The sequence below is a fragment of the Pelagibius sp. Alg239-R121 genome, from assembly GCF_947331435.1.
Taxonomy (GTDB): Bacteria; Pseudomonadota; Alphaproteobacteria; order Kiloniellales; family Kiloniellaceae; genus Denitrobaculum.
The window spans coordinates 443,586-462,290 of the sequence record NZ_CAMZOF010000005.1 but is presented as its reverse complement, the minus strand read 5'-3'; the positions used below and the strand labels follow the sequence as shown (position 1 = coordinate 462,290).

The following is an 18,705-nucleotide window of genomic DNA, read 5'->3' as shown; positions in this document are numbered from 1 at the left end:
CACGGCCTCTCTTTCCAAATGAGTGGAAGACGATCGTTGTCCGCATTGGATGAGAGTGGGCCAGATGGGATGGTCAGGGCGGCTCAGAATGGCTTCATCCCTGCCCTATCGGCAGAAATGCCGCTCATAGTTCCAAGATGGGATCATTTCGGCTATCATAGGTACGCGAGTTATAGCGGCACCTGGGGGATGTCAGTCAAATCAGACCTGACAATGGGATCATTGCTTGGGTTTATCGACACGATCTAACGATCCGTTTCTGATCGGCGCCACGCAGAGCTCGCAATGCAGGCAAAGAGATCCTGGGCCATCATCCCTCACACAGGCCCCTTGAGCACAGAGTTGCACAATGGTTCTAACAACCAAGTGTACATGCTCGAGGTTTCGATATGAACGGGACCGCCTTTCTCGTACCCACTATCCTTTGGGATCTTGGCTTCGCGGCGAAACCCTGGATCGCGAGCCCCTCTCAGCCGTGGATGGGCGGTGTTATCCAAAATCCAGTGGGACTGTACCAGTTTCTGTCAGTGCTCGATCCCTTGATCCTTGGACTGAACATGGCTGGATACGAGGTCGATGGCATCTCGTTCGCCGCTAAGCCCGGTGGTTACATACTTCCAGAGGACGCGACGGGGTGGCTTTTTCTCTCCGACCTGAGCACGATGGAACTTGTCGTCGAACCTCGCGGGTGGTCGCAAACGCAGCCCATCGCTGTTCGCGACGGTGCGGAAGCTATCGTCGCCATCGCGGTTCGACCTCGACGGATGTTCATGGACCGGGATCCGAGCTACGCTTTACCGCTGCCAACAACGGCAAGTCAATTCGACTTCGAGCAGATTCCAGCTGAGGATGGGACGCCTCCGACCAATACGGATGCGTTCTGGGACCATGCACTCGACACGCTGGTCGACGGCACTGAACTCAAGCATCTTCAACTCTCGCTCAAGCGCGCAGCACCCTCTTCGTCGGTGGAGGGTTTCCTAAGCGCTTTCCTTGCAGCGATGGAGCGCTCTGTCACCTACGTCCTCGGCTTGATCGAATATGATATTCTCGACGGCGCGGCGGCATGGATGGAAAACCCGGACCCAGCACATCCACACGGGCTACTCGGCGCTTACATCCATTCCCAATGGACCTTTCCCGGCCAACGCTGGACCTCGACACGTGACGTGAAGACAATGGATTCGGTGGGTGAGGACTTATGGACGCTCGTCTTTCCGGACGCGGCGGGTCTGGCAGACTTTCTCCATAAGGAGCTGCGCGACGAACACAATTTGGGGGACCTTGTCCCTAAATCTCGCTCCAAAAAACCCTTCAGTCGCGAGTTCGAAACCGCCGTCGAGGCGCGTTGGAACGAGCTCTACGGAACAGGGCCCTTCGCGCTCAAGCACAAGCTGAGCATCGACTCCTACATCAACTGCCTCATGCGGGCGCATAACCTGGGCGCCGTAGACATCCTCGGATCGGTTACCTCCCTCACGAGTGGCTTTGATCCGGCATCGGCCAACGTTGTCGAATTCGACGCGACCGGTTGGTACGAATCCAGGATGTCGGACGCTGGGCGGACTCTTCCGGGACTGGGATCGGAACAGGACGCGGACATCCAGCTGCTACAGATCAACCAAGCCGGACCTGTGCTCTCGGGATACTGGCAAACCCGAACGACCGACCCAGGGACAGGCTACACCGTTGTCACGGATCATATTCTGGGTGCGACAGCGGAATCACGCCCGAGTGCCCTTGTCACGGTGCAGATTGGCGACACGGCGTACGATGCGGTTCGCCACGAATACCTCTTTGCACGCACCCCCGTGGGCACGGTGGATCCGCCGGTCACAGGGAGACTGATTCTCGAGGAAATCTACGAGCCAAATGTGCAGCCGGGCGACGACACGATCTTCGAAGTCGGCATGGATATCAACTACACCTTCCCGTCAGACGACCCACATGTCGGAGCGCCCGTCCGGTTCGTGCGGATCTCTCAAAAATCCCATCTCAGTCGGGAGGCCATCCTCAGCCTTTCTAATCAAACACAGGCAGGAATCGAAGCAACTCAAAGACGCTCGCTGCACTCGGCAGAGATCGTAGCCTGGGCGCAGATGCTGGACACGGTCATCCATCACGTTGACGAATACATTCACCTGTCGGATTCGGCCAACAAGGAAAGAGAGGCCCGTGCGGCGGACCAGGCCCTGCGGAGCGGCGCGGCCCGCTACATGGAGCTCGCCGCGGATGGCACGATCATCAACGAAAACGGACAAGTGTTGGTCCTTCGCGCGTTCGCCCAACACTATCTAGCCGGACGCACTCTCGCCAACGGTCCGGACTCCCGAACCGCTTTTGCCTGGTTGAATGAAATGTTGCTTGACCAAGACCCCGTCGCCGCGGGGATCGAAAAGGCTCTGGATCTCACCCAGACCATGCAGGCAGTAGGTGGGACAAGGCCCTGGACCTACAGATGGGTGGCGGAATTTTCTGGCGCTGCTTTCGACATTCCGGCGTTGCCGGCGGCGTTCGGTGGTTTTGGAGGCACTATTGAAATTACCAAGGTAGACCGTGTTTCGAAAACGAAAATCTGGTCGGAACTTTACACACCAAGCGCGGGCTTCGTCGGCAAGGGCCCCGGCATGGGCGTTGTGTTCCAGATGGCTTCCGACGGGGAGATCGTCTGGTCGATCGACTGGTCAGAGTACAATTTTGAAGGCAAGCTCGATTTCACGTCCGGTGGTGCCGACCTTGTAGTAGGAGGAGGTATCTCTCTTAGCGTGGGCTCGGTCACATTTTATGGCAACCGTGTCTTTGTGTTGCCAATGTCAGGCAACGCGTCCGGGATGACCCGTATGTCGGGATTTCACGCCGGAGCCGGCGCGTCTGTCGTTGCCGGGGCCATGACTCTCCGGAGTCAGGCAAATCCCACACCGATTACCGAAGAGGAGATTGCTGACTATCTGGGGCGGTCGGTCGCTGTCGATCACTTACTGGATGACGAGCTGCCCTTTTTTAATGTGGGTGTGACAACGCTCACGCCGGAGGGCTGGTTCACGTTGGCCCGAGCCTGTGCCGAGCACCGAGCGGCCCTTGAATCGCCGATGACTGATTTACACCTGACTGGGCATGCCTCGACGACGGCGGGGGACAATGTCAATCTGCCTCTCTCGGCAGAGCGCGCCGCATATACCTACGATGCCATGCGAGCGCTGCTGGGTCCTGCCTTTGGGGTCGCGGAAGCCAACACCTTCGTGGGGCACAGAGGAGAGTACGACGCCCTTCTGAATATTCCGGACAACACCGAGGATCCGAAATGGCGGAGGGTCGACGTATGGTTCGACGCCAGCATGTTGGTGAGGCTCTGATATGAGCGGCGATCCGATCACCAACACGCTCTCCGGCATCTTGCTGCCCTTGGATGACGCCCTCAGCAGAAGCGACGCGCTTCGGGCGCTGCTGCATTCGCTGGGCGTAGAGGTAGAGGTCGATGGCGCCTTGCGGCAACAGCTCGATGCGTTACTCGGCCTGGGTCCAGCGTTGTCTGATTTCGCGGCGGCACTCGATCCTTTCGACCCACCCGCGCTAACCTCCGCGGCTGGGCGCGTTTTCGAGTCGATCGACGATCTGAAGAATCTGAACCCCGCTGCGCTGTCCGAACTTCCAGCTCCCCTCAACGAAACGGCGACATGGTCTCGCATGGCCGATGATCTGCCCATTCAACTCTTCGCTTCGTGGATGAAGGACGCCGCGCCGGGCGTGCTTGCGTTCCTGGAAGCTGGCGGGGTTGTAACCCGCGAGCAACCGGGGCCGCGCAGCTGGAACCCCAGATTTACGGCCGACCTCTCGCTGCTCGGTGATCTAGTGACCGATCCTCTTGGACGGATTAGCGATAATCTCGGATGGGGACAAGACTTCCAAGCTGAGCGGCTGCAGGAAATCGTCAGAGTCATCGCGGGACGGTTCGGTCGAGTCCATTGGCAGCGTGTGCCACAACACCTTGTGGATGCGCACTATGGAGGCGTGCCACCGCTCTCTCACGAGGCTCGCGCGATCGTAACCGAAATCGGCCCGTTGACGTCGCTGGACTTGGCCGGTCGCGGTTCGATCCAACTGTCCGTCGTACCGGTGGGCGATCGCGCGCTGTCGCTTCCGACGGGTGTTTACGTTGGGCTCACGGGTTGGCACGTCCCGGCGGAAGCACAACTCTCTTCAGGTTGGAGGCTGACGACGCGCGGCCTGCCGGGCGAAACGACCGGGGCAATTATCTTGTGGCCTTCCGGAAACTCGTTTGAAGACCCGATCTCGGAAGACGGCGTGGGCCTGTCGTTGGTTCAAGATCCTCCGGCGCCGCAGCTGCTTCTCGGATCACGTGACGGCAGCTACTTCGAACTCGGCTCGACCGGCCTGTCGTTGGATATTCTTCCGGGCAGTGGCGGGGCGGAGCCCGAGCTCGTGGTGTCCATTACATTTGATGACTTCCGCGTGGCGTTGGGCGATGGCGCCTTTGGCAGTTTCTTGTCGTTCCTTTTTGGGGATGCGCTCGAACAGACATTTGATATCTCGATGTCTTTCTCGACCAAAAAGGGGTTTCGTCTGAATGGAGCCACCAACACCTCAATTGCTTTTCCCGCATTGATTCGTATTGGTCTGGTCACAATCCACGAACTGACCCTTGGACTGGACAAGACCGACGAAGGCGGTGTCGTCCTACGCTTCAGCGCCGCACTGGACTTTGGCCTTGGACCACTGCAGGGGTCGATCGAAGGCCTGGGATTGGACGCGGAGCTGCAACCGGATAGCGGCGGAAACCTTGGTCCAGTCGATCTCGCCCTGCGCATTGTCCCCCCAAGACGTGTCGACCTTCTGATCAATGCCGGAATCGTCAATGGCAGCGGCTTTGTTGAGTACTTCGAAGAGACCGGCCGCTACCTAGGTGGGTTGTCACTCGACATTCTGACAGTGGGTGTCGACGCCATCGTCATAGTCGATACGCGATTGCCGAACGATCCTAACGGCTGGGCTTTCTTCGCCAGTCTGACCGCGACTTTCCCCGGCATCCCATTGGGTTTCGGCTTCACGCTCGAAGGCGTCGGCGGACTTATAGCGCTCAACCGCTCGCTCGACGAGGAAGCGCTGGCAGTCGGGTTGCGCTCCGGTGCGGCCGATGACTTGCTGTTCCCGAACGATCCGGTCGGCGGCGCACTGGAGCTGGCCGCGCAGATCGACGAGTACTTCCCATTCACTGCCGACAATACGGTCGTCGGGCCGATCATCAAGATCGGCTGGGGCAGTCCAACGCTCATCACCGGCCAACTGGGCATAATTATCAGCATACCGGAAGGCCTGATCGCGGTCTTGGGTTCGGTCGAGGCGCTGTTGCCCACACCGAACCAGCCGCTAATAACGATCCGCATGGATTCCCTTGGCGTGATCGACATAGTCGGTGGAACCATGTCGCTGACCGCATCGCTCTACGATTCGCGGTTACTTGCCACGATCGACCTAAGTGGCGACATGGCGATGTTCCTCAGCACCACGTCACAGCCCTATTTCCTGTTGTCGGTCGGCGGTTTTCATCCCGGTTTCGAACCACCTTGCGTTGTGCCATCTTCGATGCACGACCTGCGGCACATGAGGGCGTCCATAGAGATTGCCTCGAATGTCGCGGTCAGTATTGAAACCTATTTCGCCATCACCTCGAATTCCGTGCAGTTCGGCGCGGCGGTCAACCTTGAAGCCTGGGTCAACGTCGGGTTGACGACCTATTCCGCCCACGGATGGTTTGCCTTTGACGTGTTGCTGGAATTCTCTCCCTTCCGAATCGAGGCAAGTATGGCGGCTGGCGTAGGCATCTACGCCAACAACCGCGAACTCATGGGCGTTAGCCTTAGTTTCCTGTTGGAAGGCCCAAAACCTTGGGCAGCCAACGGCAATGCTTCCTTCAAATTCTTCGGTATCAAGGTCGGTTTTTCCTTCGACGTCGGCGCAGGCGCCGGGTCCGAGCCACGGCCGGTTTGCTATCCGCTGGACGAGGCCTTTAGGGTGTTGGAATCACCTGCAGCTTGGGAAGAGACTGCCTCAGCTGATGGCTTGGGTGCAGGCCTGCTCTACACGGGCTCTGCGGACGCCGGCGACGATACGATCTGGGTCCGGCCTGATCATCAGCTCACGGTCCGCCAGAACGTGGCACCGCTGGAGCGCGAACTGGAGATCGTCGGTCAAGCGGTTCCCGAGCCAGGGCAATCTTACCTGACTATAACCGGCGCCGGTTTCGGTGACGCGACGATTGAAGAGCCGCAACCCGCCAACGACTGGTTCGCTCCAGCACAGTTCGAAGAGCTCGGCACCTCGCAACGGTTATCGCGCGACTCCTTCGAAGAAATGCAAGCCGGAGTGAGCTTCGGCAATCCCGACACAGTCATCTCCCTCCACGCGCATCTCACGAGCTCCGTCGTGACCGACTACGAGGAAGGCTCACTCGAGAACGCGATCGGGACAGGTGCAGCAGGCATGGCGCTCCGCCACCGTGCACCACCTGCCGAACCGATGTTTGTCATTCAACCGACCTCCTATACGGTCGCGCGAACCAGCACTGGCGGTGAAGCCGCGCAGGTGCTCCGGCAAGCCGGCGCTGCAACCGGAGGGGTTAACCAATACACGGCCTTGGCCGCGCGCCGGACACAGATTGATTCGGATCCGGCCGGGGCGTCACAGTTCGTGGTCGTGCCATCGACTGCGACTCAAGCGGCTCGGAAAGCAGTCTGATGAAGAAACCGCAACCTCAGCCAGAAACCCTGTACTTTCTGCCATGGATGCGGCGCGGGCTCGGGTTGACGCTGACCGGGCGGGACCCGGCCGATGGCACGGAATTGCCGCGCGCCGCGCCAGTGGAAGCCTGGGTTGAAATCAACGGCCAGCGGGCTTTCGCTCCTGTCTCACTACGTCCGGCGGATCATGTCACGGGCATCGACGCTGCCCAGATTATCCGGCGCTACCCGGCACCCTCTGCCGGCGAAGCGGAGTATGGCTACTTCCCGTTGATCGAGATCGCCGCACCGGACCTGCCATGGGTGGTCACCCCGATTGGCCCGGATGAGACCGGAAATCCAAACAAACCGGGGAAGTCCACCGGCAGGCTGCGGCCCTGGGTAATGCTGGTTTGTGTTGAAGAGGAAACAGCCGAACTGGTCGTCGCGGCCAACGGCAAACCTGCACGGTTGATTGTGCCGGTGGATCAGCTACCGAATCGGACCGAGACCCACGCCTGGGCGCATGTCCAATCCGCAGTGCCGCCCGAAGACGTCGTCCCGGCCCTATCGAACCAGCCCGGCGCCGTGATTGCCCGGGTCGTATGTCCACGCCGCCTGCAGCCGGACACGGCCTATCGTGCTGCGCTTATTGCGGCCTTCGCACGCAATGAGGATATCCTGGAACCGGCCTGGCCGGCGAGTGGGATCGCTAATCTATTGGTTTACGACACCTGGACCTTCAACACAGGCCAGGCGAGTTCCTTCGAGGCACTTTGCGATCGCCTTGGACCGGTCGCCGATCCCGAACTGCAATTCGGCATGACGCCAATGAATGTGCGTGACCTAGGACCCTTCGGGCCCTGGCCGAACAAGATCAAGAACACACTCGTCGACTATACGGGAGCGCTTTGGGACGTAGGCCTCACCCCCAAAAAACTCGAGCCGCCGGCCGACAATCAATTCGAGGACGCGGTTACTGCGCTGCTCAATCGTGGCGATGTTCGGCTGGAAATCGAGCCCGAATCACCGGACCCGGTCGTCACGCCGCCCTTTTTCGGCGCCTACGCGACCGGCGTACATCAGGTGCCGGAGAGTGAACCGAGGCGTGAGATCAGCTACTGGCAGCGCGACGTAAACCTCGATCCCAACCATCGCGCCGCAGCCGGGCTCGGCGCCAAGGTGGTGCGACGAAATCAGGAACGCTTCATGGCACAGGCGTGGCAGCAGGCAGGCCAGCTTCGCGAGACCAACCGCCAACTCTCGTTTGCGCGGCTGCAAATCGAGATCGGCCGAACCGCAAAGGCACGCATCGACCGGCTCGACGCGCATCAACAAGTCGCGCTCCTGCGGCCACAGCTCTCCTTTATCCGCGACGAGGACGGACAAGCGCCGCGCCGACTGCTAACTCGCAGCAGCATCCCTAACGCGCTCCTCAGTCCCGCCTTCCAGCGGTTGACCCGGCCGGGCAGCGTTGTGACCAAGGCGGCCGTTGGGCGGGTGCCGAGCTGGTCATCGGTCCGATCGGCCGTCGGAGACCTGTTTGGAAGGTCCAGCATTCGCCAAAAACTGGTTTTCGGCCAATCGGTCAGACCTGCGGGCATGAACGGTGTGATGCCGCCACCCGACACAGGAGGTGATCTGCCGGATGATCCGCCACCACCAGGCGACGGTTTGCGCCCGGCCCGGCCAGCCGCGGCGATCAGAGCATCCTTGGCGCTCGGCACTTCCGACCAGCTCGAACTCGAAGACGTGGCCGCAGTTGCCGCCGCCGGTGTAAAACCGCTCCCCTCCGCACGCAGCCGTATGGAGGCGCGGATCCCCGCCTTGACGAGTGTTTTTTCTGCGCTTGGCGTTGCCGTCGACGAGATGCCCAGCCAGATCCGGGTCGGGCCGAAAATCGACGAGGCCCTCGCCTGGTCGCTGATCGACTTTTCCGCCGACCTCCTTATGCCGGGTGCCGGTGTGTTTCCAGATAATGCCGTGCGAGTGGTCGAGACGAATACTGCTTACATTGCCGCCTTCTTGGCCGGCGCCAACACGGAGATGACCGAGGAATTGCTCTGGCGCGAGTATCCGGCCGCGCTGGGATCGACCACTTTCTGTCGCTTCTGGGACCGCCCAAACCGGGCCGATACCGACATTTTACCGATGGAGACCTGGCCCAAAAAAGGTAACTTGGAGAATCTCGGCACCTCGGGGTCCGGTGGGCAGGCACTCGTTGTGTTGGTTCGCGGCGATCTGATCCGCCACTACCCGACAGTAAGGATTTTGCTTTGGAACAAGCGTTTGGACCTGCAAATCATGCCGTCCTTCGGTGGATCGATTCCACCCGATATCCGCTTCCTCGCCTTCGAGGTGGAGAGCATAGATGAGGTGACAGCACCCGGATCGGATTGGGAGGTCGTGTTCGAGGAGCAGATCACCGAGCCACGGTTCGGCCTCGATACGACGGAGGATCCCAAACCTCTTGAAACCTGGAACGACTTGAGTTGGGAACATCTGTCCGGCCAGGGTGGGCCGGGGTCGCATCTGGTGATCACCGGCAGCTTCGCATCCGAATTGACACTGGAAGATACGACCTGGGGCCTCAATGCCGCGCATATGGCCCGCGCCACCTATCAGGCGCCATACCGCTACACCATGCCTATAACCCGGCTGCTTGGATAGCCCGCATGACCGAAGAAGCCATCTCGAATCTTGACCCGGCGCTGCCACTCACCCTGTTTCCTGTCCGGCTCGAGGCCCGCTACAACGCGACTCACCTCCTGGTGCGGATCTTTCCGGACGTAATCCACGCCGACGGGCATCGGCGCGGCTTGAACGAGCATGAGGTGACGATCGGCAAGCAGTACTGGACCTCACTCTGGAACCAGACAGATGCCGCAGTCATCAGCGAGGCGCGGCGCTGGCTTGGTGCTCAGACCGACCCGCACCGGGCGCTCTGGGTCTCGACGGCGACACGCCCGAGGAACCTCGGCACCAGGGACCAGAAACCGGTCTTCCCCAAGCTGACGGTCGACAACGAAACCGAGCCGGTCTTCGCGCGAATGCTGCCGGATGAATGGATGTTGCGGCTTTACGACACCGATATGACGCTCGTGCGCACGCAGTTCAGCAAGGCGGTTCGGCCCGACCTCCCTATGGCACCGACGCTGTCGGGCAACATGAAGGACAGCAAGCACCCCAAGACCGGTGATCCCTTGTCAGCGCCGGAATCGTTCCTTTATAGCCAGGAGCTTTTGTGGACGATCGACTTCGATCTTGCCGAATTGATCGGCATGGGCCTGCGCATTCCGCTCGCCAACGTACCAGACCCCGTCGGCGCCTTGGTCGTACTCGGCGTGCGTGCGGAGCGAGATCCAATTGCTGAGGGTAATGCGCTCGACGATTTGCTCACAGCGCAGTGGTACACGCGCGGTCTCGACCTTGTGCCCCAGGGCACGCCGACCAACAATAGCGACGCCGGGCGCTCTCAAGTCTCACTGTCGGATCCGGACCTTGAGGAGCTGTTTGAGCGCGAGACCTCGGAACGCGAACTGCCGCCCATCGGGCGGGCGGGGTTGATTTCTTTGAACCCTGCTTTGATGTACCGGCTGCCCTGCGCGGATTCCGCTTCGCTGGCGCTCGGGCGCGTGCGGACCGGTGCTCTGGACCGCACGGCCCATGCCGAGTGGGGCGAAGGCGCCGCCGCCTGGGCGATGAATGTCGCGCTCGGCTATGCGATCTTCGGGCGGTATCTCTCCGGTCCCTTCGGTAAACTCGACGGCGCGGCCGCGACCAGCGAATTCACCGGCAACTTCCGCGACTGGTACGTAGACTGGGTCCGCGGCGCCGGTCCCCTCCCGGTCCTGCGCGTCGGCGAACAGCCTTATGGTCTTCTGCCGATCACAAGCCGTCCAGCAGCCCGTTATCTCGCCCTTGATTTTGCCGACAACTTCGAGCACCAGCTGACACAATTCTTGGAAGTCTGGAAGGCATCGCTTCCGGTCCCGGCACTCGATCCCGACGCGACCGATGGGCGACCGGCGGAGTCCAGTCAGAGCGATGTCTTAGTGGTCGGCGAAGTGCTCGGCGCCGTACCGCACCCAATCGCCTTCAAATTGCGCGGTGCGACCAATCAGCTACCGGACGACATGGCTCGTTTCGATGAACTGATTGTTGAACTCGAACAGCTTATCGAAACAGACAAATTCAACGCAGATAATAACTTACGAAATCCACAGACGTCGCTGATCTACGAAGATTGGTGGAACAACAAGAAACGCTACGTCACTGGACTGCCGGGAGAGGACCCGCCGGTGCCAGTGCCGGGTATTGGTACGCAGATTGCCAACATCGGGTTTTACCGGGACCAAACGCTGATCTTCCAACCTCGGGCAGAGTACCCCTCCGTCGGCCTCACGATCGTGCAACTCATCGAAGACGACATTCTGCCGCTGCTTGAGCAGCACAGAGACACACCGGCGAACTTTCCAGAGGCGATTGATGATTGGCTTGGCCGACCTGGCCTCGGGTCCAATCAGAACGTCCGCTTGACCCGGACCATTTATGAGGAATCAACAGAAGATATCGCCGAACTCGTGGTGAGCAACGCTGGTGATGCAGCGGAGGTGCGCACATTCATTGCGGACGTGATTGCGAACCTGGACGACGCGGTCCAGAACAATAAGGCGCCGGACGAACGAGACACGCTCGTCGGCCCAGCCTCGCCGCTCCTCTGGCAACTGATCGACATCACCTGCCGCACGGTGCCAATCGACGAAATTGGCCCGGTCCGCGCGGGCCTGCTCGTGCTCAAACTTATGATCGACCACCCAACGGTTGCCGACCCGATCGGCGAGCTGGAGCGTTTGACGCGCGAAACGCTGGGATTGGCGATGTACCGCCTGGATGCCTGGGTGACGAGCAGAGCAGCCGAACGGCTTGCGAAGAAGCGTCAGCTCAAAGCCGGCGCGCAGATCGGCGGCTATGGGTGGCTGCTCGATTTGAAGCGGTCGGACAACCCAACTTCGCAGGGGTTCATTCACGCCCCTTCCCTGACCCATGCGGCCACGGCCGCCGTGCTGCGGTCGGGTTGGAGCGCCTATGGTACCGAGAGTGGCGAGACGCCGCTTTCGGTCGACCTTTCTTCCGGTCGCGTCCGTGGCGGGCAGTGGATTCTCGACGGCGTACGTAACGGCCAGGACCTTGCCGAACTGCTTGGCGCCCGATTTGAGTGCTATCTGCATGATCGGGAGCGCGATGTCTGGATCGAAACCGTACGCCGCAAAGCCTTGGAAGTGATGGGATCGGCCAGGCCGGCGAATGCTGTTGTCGACGGATTGCTGGTGGCCCGCGCCGCGTCCGACATGGATCAGACTGACCGAGAGACCAACTTATGGCAGGCACTGGAACAAGAGCTCGCGGCCGCCAAAGACGCCGATGAAGAGCAGGATGTCCGAGAAGCTCTCGAGGCCATCGCCGCAGATCTCGATTCCGTGGCTGACCTGATCCTGACGCAAAGCGTGCACGCGATTCTACAGGGCAACGCAGATGCCGCCGCAGCGACGATTGCGGTGGCCGGAGGTGGTGACGGTGCCGTGCCACCTGTTACGGTGACTGAGACACAAAGGGACGGCCGCCTGATCAGTCATAGGGTGGTCGCCATGTGGCCCGCCCAGTCAAACGACAAAGCTACGTCGGCATCGGGTGAACCGATCCCATCCCCGCTCCGACTTGCCGAACCGCGATTGTTTGACTGGCTCGAACTCCAGCTCCCGAAACCCCAACAGGTGATCGCGGACGTGACGGTGCGGGACAGCGACGGGGAGATCGTCCGCGCCGACACAATGACGTTGGAGGCGCTCGAGCTGACGATCTGCGAAGCAGCACTGTTAGCCGGAACGCGCGCGGAACAGGACCGGTCGCGGCTCGGGCGAATGCTCGCGGCGGCGGCTGTTGGGACGGCCGGAGAAGATGAGTCTGTTGAGGTCGATTTCACCGCGCCGGCTTCGTTAGAGGATGGTGTCTTCAGTGTTAACGAGTTCGGCCTGATTGCAGCTGCCTTGATTGACGCGCTGGGCCGGAGCCGGGCGCTGCAGAGCGATGACCTTGTGTTGCCGGGGGCCGACCCTGGTCCGCCTTTGGTCGATCGAGGCGAGCTGGAAACACGGGTGTCCGGTGTCGAGGAAATGCTCGTAGACATGATGAATGATCTGTCGCAGTCCGGCGCTAACTTACGGACAGCAGCGTTGCAGCGCGCCGGCGTGATCAAGGTCGCTGGAGCCGTGACCGTTTTGGAGTCCGGTGTCGATGATGAATCGGTCGGCCCGGTGATCGGCGCCTTGAAGAAACGTCTGAAACGGGGTGATTTGCCGGCTGACCCGGTCGATGCATTGATTGAGCGACTAAGAAGGTTGACCGGCGCCGTGGTGCCGATCCTTCCGGTGTTCGTGCTACCAGCCGATCCCGATCGTGCGACCTCGGCCAGATCCTCCATGCGGGCTCGGCAGGTGACCGCCGACGGCCATCGCTGGCTACGTCAAGTCAGCCGCGTGCGCAGGGATCTCGGCCCAATGATCAATTGGCTGTTGTTGAGCGAAACCACGCTTGGAGGTCCCGCAAGCAGGTTTGGTTTGGCACAGGTGCCTGAGACTGGCGGACCCTGGGCTGCTGTGGACGAGCCAAATGGACAGGGAAACCGTCTTAGCCTGTTTTCACTGACCGGGCCTGAAACGCTGGCGCTCGACGGTGAGCCGGTCGCCGGACTATTGATTGACAGCTGGACGGAAGCTATCCCGCGGCGTGATCAGCAGACCGGCATCGCCGTGCATTTCGACGCGCCAACTGCGCGGCCACCGCAGACCGTGCTGATTTCCGTGGTGGAGGACGACCCCGGCTTCGACGCCGACGAAATCGTGGATCAGCTGCTGCACACCATCGAGCAGGCAAAGAGCCGCGCGCTCGCACCAGGAAGGATCGGCGATCTTGGTCACTATCTGCCGGCAGTGTTTCTGCCCCCAAATGTTGGAGCCTAGCGATGGCCTTGACCTGGAAACGTCTCGAAGGCAGTGCGGTCGATCCCGAGATGACCGAAGGCATCAGTGCCCGTGTCGCAGACCCGTTGTGGCTCCTGGCTCGACAATGGCAAGTCGGTGAATTCCGCGGCGAGGACGCGGCAAGTCCCGTATTGATGACCGGAACAATCGTGTCAACACCGGTCTCGGAATACCGGGTTGGCGACAGGCCACCACACATTGTACCTCGGCAGGATGCGGGAATTCCTCTGGAAACTTTGGCAGAGCACGAGTCGGTAGCAGACGGTCCAGCGGCTCCGGCGATCCGGCTGGAAAGCGGTGCGGCGCTGCTTCGGGCTCTCTCTTTGGCTCGGTTGCCCAAAGGGTTTTTGCAGACGTTGCGCGATGCCTATGCTTTCACTGACCCGCTCGAGGATCCGCTCGACCCCGTTGGCGTCGCCCGGCTTCGGCTCCTGGCACGCAGGTCGATCGACGGAGCGCACGTGGTCACTGCGATTGAGGACGCGGGCGACGACCCTGCAGCTTTACCGGAAGTCGCTGCCCTCAGACAACGCACTGCCAAGCGGGCGGCCACGACGATCCGCGCTTGGCTCGATCAAGAGGCAGCAATCTTTCGTGCGCCGGCGCCGGACCTTCCCTCGGCCTGGTCGCCACGCCGTCTCGAATACAGCTTCGGCCTCGGTGCAGAGTTTCTGAACGGCAAGGTCGAATTACGCGCCCCGGAGTATCCGGGTGGCCGACTCGAATGGTATCACTTCGACGTTGATGCGATGTCTTCGCGACCCGGCGGGCTGGAACAGGTCCCAGGCCTGCAGTTGAAGAAACTCGACTCCCTGCCGACACCCCTGCAACTCGCCGGCATGCCGGCTGCGCGCTGGTGGGAGTTCGAGGACGGTGACGTCGATTTCGGCGATCTGGCGTCTGGTCCGGAAGATCTTGCGCGCTCGGTGATCGCGGCCTATGCGATGGTGGCGAGTGATGACTGGTTTATGCTGCCTTGCACGTTACCTTCAGGGTCGCTGTCGCGGGTTGTCTCATTGAAGGTTCTCGATGACTTCGGCACCTGGACGAAAATCGAATCCACCGCTGTCAACGATGGCACCGTCAGACCATGGCGCTGGTTCGAACTGCAGGGCGATGTGGGGCCGGAACGCGGTCTTGCACCCGTACTGTTCCTGCCACCAGTGGTCAACGCCGTGGAACAGGGACGGCCATTGGAATCGGTTGAGTTCCGCCGAGATGAGATGGCCAACATGGGTTGGGCTATCGAGCACCGGGTGGAAAGCGGGGCCGGCCGGCCAGTCGACCGCGAGGCCGGCAACCGTCCCGATACCGATGCCCACGACAGCGACGAGACCTGGCAGTATCGACTCAGCACCGATGTCTGGGACAATTGGGTGCCACTGGTACCCGTGCGCATCACGGCGGATTCGCCGCAGATCGTACTGCGACGCGGAACCATCGCGCTTGGAAAACCTTCCGACGCCCACCAAGCGAAGGGGCGTATCCTGGAGCCCGAAACGATCTTTGTGCTGAACGAGGAGGAAATCCCGGCCGGTGGCCTGCGGGTCACACGGCGCTATCAGCTCGCGCGCAGCGCCGATGGCGGCGTTCACCTGTGGGTCGGCCGGCGCAAGCGGCCATCAGGAGGCCCGATGCGGCGCACTCCACTTCGCTTCGACTCGCTTACCGGCTGGAGACAACCGAAAGCACTGACACCAAAATCAATCGAGTAACTTCATCTGGAACCGACTGGCGCACGCTGAAGCGTGATCTTCCAAATACAAATGCAGGCGTTTTCGTTGAGCGAAAAGCGGCATTTTTTTCTGAAGTTGAGCGCGCGCCGGATTCAGGCTGTCCCAGTCCCGAGTAAATCCGCTGCAACGAATTTCTTCGTCAGGGCACTAAAATTGAGGCGTTTCAACTTAAATCTCGACACCGCCGCAAAATGGTGCCGCCGTCGCCGGCTGCGAAAACGCCCAGGGCAGTGGTTGCCGAAACCGTGCGCAACCCTCCATCAAAACCAGTGGGCTCGGATTGCCAGTTCCGATCACCTAGGCTGAGAGCCGTACCACCCGCACCAACTGCAAACACGCCTTGTTCGCCTCCGGAGACGGCCAATAGATCCGCCCGCGCCCGCGCCGGAGTCAGGGTCCAGCGACGGCCGTCGAACTGTCCAATGGTGCCTGACAGACCGACGATGAAAATTCTATTGAGGGCATCGCCCCAGACGTCGAAGAGAAAGTTCTCAGTGCCGGCATGGAACTCGTCCCAGCGTTCGCCATTCCAGCGCAGGATCAGTCCAAAGTCACCGACCGCCAGCAGGTGCTCCGCATCGGTGCCCCAAAGACCATAGAGCGCAGATTTGGTACCGCTGATCATTCGTTGCCATTCTTTGCCGTCCCAGTGCAAAACCAGTCCTTCATCGCCGACTGCGAAGATGTCTTCCGGACCTGCCGCCCAGAGCGCCAGGATCGTGATGTCGACGTGCAGGTCGAAGTGTTTGCGCCAAGTCGTGCCGTCGAAGTGATGGATTTCGCCCAGCTGTCCGGCAGCGAAAAGCCCGCCGTCGCCGGCATCGCAAAGAGCATGAAGACCGATATCACCGGCAGGCGGCAAAGCCTCCCAAGCTTCCCCGTCGGAACGGAGCAGGATACCTTCTTCACCGAATGCATAGAGAGTTCGGCTGCCGGGCCGGCTCCACAATCCCCAGAGCTGCCGGTCGGATCCGCTCTCCATCCTTTCCCAATCTGAGCGGGCCTTGTCGCCGGCTATGCTGGGTGCGGCCAGTGCCTGATAGAAATCCGGCGCCGCTGTCATGGCCGTGCCGAAATCGCCAACAACAAGTGCCTCGCCGGTGGACAAGGGCACGACGCCCATCAGGTCGTGTGTCGTGTCGCATTCCAGGCGATCGACCCGGTCTCCTCTGATGAAATAGATGCGCCCCCTGTCACCGACCGCAAGCGCGCCGTTTCGGTATGCGGCCAGATCGCGGAGCCGCGGGAGGGGTTCCTGCGCCTCAAGCTTCTCGAAGCTGCCGTTCCGCCAGCGCAGCAGATCGCCGCGAAAGCCGTTGCTGTCGACGAAGTACCGCCCGCCTGCGATAAGCAGGTGTTCCGGACTCAAGGCCAGGATCGCTTGGAAGTTGCTTCGAACAGGGCATTGGAGGATTTGCCAGATTCCATCTCCGGAACTGGAGAGAAGAGTTCCGTCGGCACCGGCGGCGAACAAACGCCCGTCGACCCAGGTGACTGCGCGAAGATGGGCCTGAGTCCCGCTCTCTTCTCGGCACCACTGGCTGCCCCGGAAAGTCAGGATGGTCCCGTTGTCCCCAACCACCCAAAGGCAGCCCTCGGGATTGCCGGTGATGTCAAACAGTGGCGTGTTGTCCTCAACGGCGGCGTATTTGCCATTCTCTCCGATGACGCATCCACGCTGCGCATGCCAGTGCCCGCCATCGAAAGCCAAGATCGCACCCATCCAGCCGACCGCATAGAGTTGGTCGCGGGACAATCCCCAGACCGCATGGATCGGCACCGGGGCGAGGGCTGTCGCGCGCTGCCATTTGCCGCCCGCCAGATGAAAGATCGCGCCTTCATCTCCAACGACGAAAATTTCACTTTCCGACGCCCATCCCGACCAGAGAACGTCACCGGATCCAGCTGCCAGACCATCTATCTGCTGCCAGGGCTGCCGGCGCGGGTCGCTTTCTTTTTCACCCAAAAGGTCGCGGAAAAAACCTCGCCGGTCCTTCGTGGTTTCGACTGTCAGAAGACTCATGGCTGCTCTGCTTTCTGCAGCTTCGCACCTGCCTTGCCGTGAAGCCGCTGGGCTTCGCCCTCGAGCATGCTGGCAAGATCGTCACGCATAGCAGCTTGTTGACAAGGGTCGAGTTGGGAGAGCGCCTCTTCCAGTCCCTCAGCTTCGAGGTTTTCGGCAAAGACATCGTCGAGCGCGCGTGCGACCGCACCATCGAAGTCTTCTCTTCCCAGAGTGGCGCAGGCTTCGATCACCGGCGCGAAAGCCTTGGCGGCCGGGTTTTCGGGTTCGGATAGAATAAGCGGAAGTCCGTCGTCGGACGCGCTCGACAGCGAAAGCGTCATGGGGATTTGAGTGAGAGCCTGCACCTTCGCCGCCGACAGATTTGTTTTTAGAGCGGCATCCGGGAACAGCTGAAAGGTCCCGGCGCAGTGAGGGCATACAACCTCTGCCATGTTTTCCACCGCACCAAGCAGCGGCAAGCCGCGCTCCCGGCAAAACCGCGCCGCTTTCATGCTGTCCATCTGTGCAACGGCCTGCGGTGTCGTGACCAGCAGAGCCGAAACATTGGCACCTTCAAGCATATCGCAGAGCGTAATCAATTCGTTACCCGTGCCAGGCGGCATGTCGACAATCAGGAAATCCAGGGAACCCCAATCGAAGGACCCGATCAGGTGATGAATAAAGTCGTGCTTGTAAGCATCGCGCCAGACGACCGGTGTGTCGTCGCTTTCCAGCAGGAAGGCAAGAGATCCGACCTTGACTGGTTCCGGGATCGCCGGGTCAGCGAAGTCACACGTTGCCAGACCGCTGTCGGTGAGACGCACCTTGCTGCCGGCGAACCCAAAGAAGCGGCTTTGATTCGGTCCGTGAATATCTGCGTCCGCCACACCCACTGTGAAGCCGCGCTTGGCAAGGCCGCCGGCCAGGTTTGCCGACACGGTGCTTTTTCCCACGCCTCCCTTGTTGGCCAGCACAATGATGATCTGGTCGATTTCCGCCAGGCGCGCCTCGACCAGCACCCGGTTGTGATGCGGTTTGTCGAGCGCGCAGACGTCTTCCTGCGGGCAGAATTGACAGGCATGGCCGAGGCCGCAGTCTATGGCCGCAGGTTTATCATCCGTTTCAAAAAAGGATGTCTTTGAATCGCAGGCCATCGGTCTCTCCTTGTTGTCCATAGGCCCTAATGCGGC

General features: G+C 60.8%; 7 protein-coding genes. 5 read left to right on the top strand and 2 right to left on the bottom strand.

Annotated features, from left to right (window positions below; all coding sequences use genetic code 11):
* The first annotated feature begins 389 nt into the window (after positions 1-389).
* From QMZ18_RS18450 to QMZ18_RS18430, 5 genes are read left to right on the top strand one after another with little or no spacing between them, the layout of a single operon-like run.
* Positions 390-3,353, top strand: coding sequence for a hypothetical protein (locus QMZ18_RS18450; protein WP_282607801.1), 2,964 nt, complete (start codon positions 390-392; stop codon positions 3,351-3,353).
* 1 nt (position 3,354) lies between these two features.
* Positions 3,355-6,753, top strand: a complete 3,399-nt coding sequence (locus tag QMZ18_RS18445; protein WP_282607800.1) for a DUF6603 domain-containing protein — start codon at positions 3,355-3,357, stop codon at positions 6,751-6,753.
* Positions 6,753-9,404, top strand: a complete 2,652-nt coding sequence (locus QMZ18_RS18440) for a hypothetical protein (RefSeq protein ID WP_282607799.1) — start codon at positions 6,753-6,755, stop codon at positions 9,402-9,404. Before QMZ18_RS18445 ends, QMZ18_RS18440 begins: the two co-directional genes overlap by 1 nt.
* Positions 9,405-9,409: 5 nt before the next feature.
* On the top strand, positions 9,410-13,753 hold the full coding sequence (locus QMZ18_RS18435; RefSeq protein WP_282607798.1) for a hypothetical protein: 4,344 nt from the start codon (positions 9,410-9,412) through the stop codon (positions 13,751-13,753).
* 2 nt (positions 13,754-13,755) lie between these two features.
* Complete coding sequence (locus QMZ18_RS18430) at positions 13,756-15,489, top strand: hypothetical protein (RefSeq protein ID WP_282607797.1); 1,734 nt, start codon at positions 13,756-13,758, stop codon at positions 15,487-15,489.
* Between the two features lie 184 nt (positions 15,490-15,673).
* On the opposite strand, the gene QMZ18_RS18425 is transcribed toward QMZ18_RS18430, so the two are convergent.
* Both QMZ18_RS18425 and QMZ18_RS18420 read right to left on the bottom strand, forming a co-directional pair.
* Positions 15,674-17,533 carry a hypothetical protein gene (locus QMZ18_RS18425; protein WP_282607796.1) on the bottom strand — a complete coding sequence of 620 codons (1,860 nt, stop codon included), beginning with the start codon at positions 17,531-17,533 and terminating at the stop codon, positions 15,674-15,676.
* Positions 17,530-18,669, bottom strand: a complete 1,140-nt coding sequence (locus QMZ18_RS18420) for a P-loop NTPase (RefSeq protein ID WP_282607795.1) — start codon at positions 18,667-18,669, stop codon at positions 17,530-17,532. The genes QMZ18_RS18425 and QMZ18_RS18420 overlap by 4 nt, the downstream gene beginning before the upstream one ends.
* Between the last annotated feature and the right edge of the window lie 36 nt (positions 18,670-18,705).

Excerpts from the sequence above, each read along its gene's own strand:
- QMZ18_RS18450 (WP_282607801.1), top strand. The coding sequence starts at position 390 with ATGAACGGGACCGCCTTTCTCGTACCCACTATCCTTTGGGATCTTGGC.
- QMZ18_RS18445 (WP_282607800.1), top strand. The coding sequence starts at position 3,355 with ATGAGCGGCGATCCGATCACCAACACGCTCTCCGGCATCTTGCTGCCC.
- QMZ18_RS18440 (WP_282607799.1), top strand. The coding sequence starts at position 6,753 with ATGAAGAAACCGCAACCTCAGCCAGAAACCCTGTACTTTCTGCCATGG.
- QMZ18_RS18435 (WP_282607798.1), top strand. The coding sequence starts at position 9,410 with ATGACCGAAGAAGCCATCTCGAATCTTGACCCGGCGCTGCCACTCACC.
- QMZ18_RS18430 (WP_282607797.1), top strand. The coding sequence starts at position 13,756 with ATGGCCTTGACCTGGAAACGTCTCGAAGGCAGTGCGGTCGATCCCGAG.
- QMZ18_RS18425 (WP_282607796.1), bottom strand. The coding sequence starts at position 17,533 with ATGAGTCTTCTGACAGTCGAAACCACGAAGGACCGGCGAGGTTTTTTC.
- QMZ18_RS18420 (WP_282607795.1), bottom strand. The coding sequence starts at position 18,669 with ATGGCCTGCGATTCAAAGACATCCTTTTTTGAAACGGATGATAAACCT.